The following is a 2,257-nucleotide window of genomic DNA, read 5'->3' as shown; positions in this document are numbered from 1 at the left end:
CGCAAATTTACTTTTTATATATTTATAGTCGCGCACTCATTTACATTGGCGTTGCGCCGGCTAAAGGTTTTTAATAAATAATTTCCGGTACTTGAAAATTCTTTAAAACGCGCTCCAGATCAGTGATGAGAGCTGAATAGAATCTCCGAAAAATTAACAAACAAATAAAGCGCTGCCGTAAAAAACTTGGGAGCGAAGCAAATTTGTGTAACTTTGCATGACCTTCGGAAGTAGTTTACTTGATCGGTTTTACACCAAACGCAGTCCGGCACTTCCCCGTTTATAGGTCAAGTATTCTTAGCAGAATTTTAGTTTTATGGCAAAATATATCTTCGTTACAGGAGGTGTTACATCTTCTTTGGGTAAAGGAATTATAGCTGCCTCACTTGCAAAATTATTGCAGGCGCGCGGCTTTAGAGTGACTATTCAGAAATTTGATCCATATATCAATGTGGATCCGGGTACATTAAACCCTTATGAACATGGTGAATGTTATGTAACGGAAGATGGTGCGGAAACCGATCTGGATCTCGGCCACTACGAACGTTTTTTGAACACGCCTACGTCGCAGGCCAATAACGTTACCACCGGCCGTATTTACCAGACAGTGATCAACAAGGAAAGGGAAGGCGCCTATCTCGGCAAAACCGTACAGGTGATCCCTCATATTACGGACGAGATCAAACGCCGTATCCTCCTGCTGGGTAAAGATGGCAAGTTTGACATCGTTATTACGGAACTCGGCGGTACAGTGGGCGACATCGAATCCCTTCCATACATTGAGGCGGTTCGCCAGTTGCAATGGGAACTTGGTGAGGAAGACTGCCTGGTGGTACACCTTACACTGATCCCCTACCTGCGTGCGGCTAAAGAGCTGAAAACCAAACCTACACAACACTCTGTACGCCTGCTGAGCGAATACGGCGTACATCCCGATATCATTGTTTGCCGTACAGAAGAACCGCTGTACCGCGACCTGAAAAAGAAGATCGCCCTGTTCTGTAACGTACAGGTAGATGCTGTAATTGAAGCAAACGACGTTCCTACCATCTATGAAGTACCATTGGAAATGATGCGCGAAAAACTCGACGTTTCCGTACTGAAAAGACTGGGATTGCCCGTGGAAAAAGAACCGGAACTTGTTAAATGGCGCGAATTCCTGGATAAACTGAAATATCCCAAATCCAAAGTTACCATCGGTTTGATCGGTAAATACGTGGAATTGCAGGATGCCTACAAATCCATCCTGGAATCATTTATACATGCCGGTTCCCTGAATGAATGCAAGGTAATTGTACAGAATATCCACTCCGAACATATTACACCTGAAAATGTATCCGAAAAACTGAAGAACCTCGATGGGCTCCTGGTGGCCCCGGGCTTTGGTCACCGCGGCATTGAAGGTAAGATCACCGCTATCCAGTATGCCCGTGAAAACCAGCTGCCGTTCTTTGGTATCTGCCTGGGTATGCAGATGAGCGTGGTGGAATATGCCCGTAACGTACTTGGCTGGAAAGATGCACATTCCGTGGAAATGAACCCTGATACCGCTCACCCGGTGATCAACCTCATGGAGGAGCAGAAAAAAGTTACAGCTAAAGGCGGCACCATGCGTTTGGGCGCTTATGCCTGCGAACTAACGCCAGGTTCCAAAGCAGCTGAAATATACGGTAGCACCAGCATCAGCGAAAGACATCGCCACCGTTACGAATTTAATAACGACTTCCTGCAGCAGTTTGAAGATGCCGGCCTGGTACTTTCGGGTAAAAACCCTGAAAGCGGCCTCGTTGAAATCATCGAATTGCCCGGTCACCCATTCTTTGTGGGCGTACAGTTCCACCCTGAACTGAAAAGTACTGTGGAAAGCCCTGCGCCCGTATTCGTATCCTTTATCAAGGCAGCCAAGCAATACGCGGAAGCGAAGAATGGCAAAGCCAAAATGGAGGAGTCGATCACAAAGTAAATGATCGCCTCCGGCAATTGCAGCGGATGTTGTCTGACTCAGGATTACGATGATTTTGATGATTAGCCTGATTTTTACTTTTGAAAATTATAAATACTTAAGGGAGATCGAAGCGGATTGCTTTTATCTCCCTTAATTTTATCTTTTTCGGGATTAAGATGATTATAGTGATTTGTTTTTTATGATCCGGAAAATATAATAAAATATCTTATTATATCTCCGCTTATCTTTAAAATCCAAAATGATCAAATCAAAATAATCAGTATAATCAGCGTAATCCTGAGTCAGACAACA

Annotated in this window: 1 protein-coding gene; it reads left to right on the top strand. The window is 44.4% G+C overall.

Going from position 1 to position 2,257, the window contains the following annotated elements:
* The first annotated feature begins 316 nt into the window (after window positions 1–316).
* On the top strand, window positions 317–1,963 hold the full coding sequence (locus VN105_RS14965) for a CTP synthase (RefSeq protein WP_325642263.1): 1,647 nt from the start codon (window positions 317–319) through the stop codon (window positions 1,961–1,963).
* Window positions 1,964–2,257: the final 294 nt, after the last annotated feature.

This window comes from Chitinophaga sp., assembly GCF_035564935.1.
Lineage (GTDB): Bacteria > Bacteroidota > Bacteroidia > Chitinophagales > Chitinophagaceae > Chitinophaga.
The sequence above is the reverse complement of the archived record's forward strand: the minus strand, read 5'-3'. Positions and strand labels throughout refer to the sequence as shown.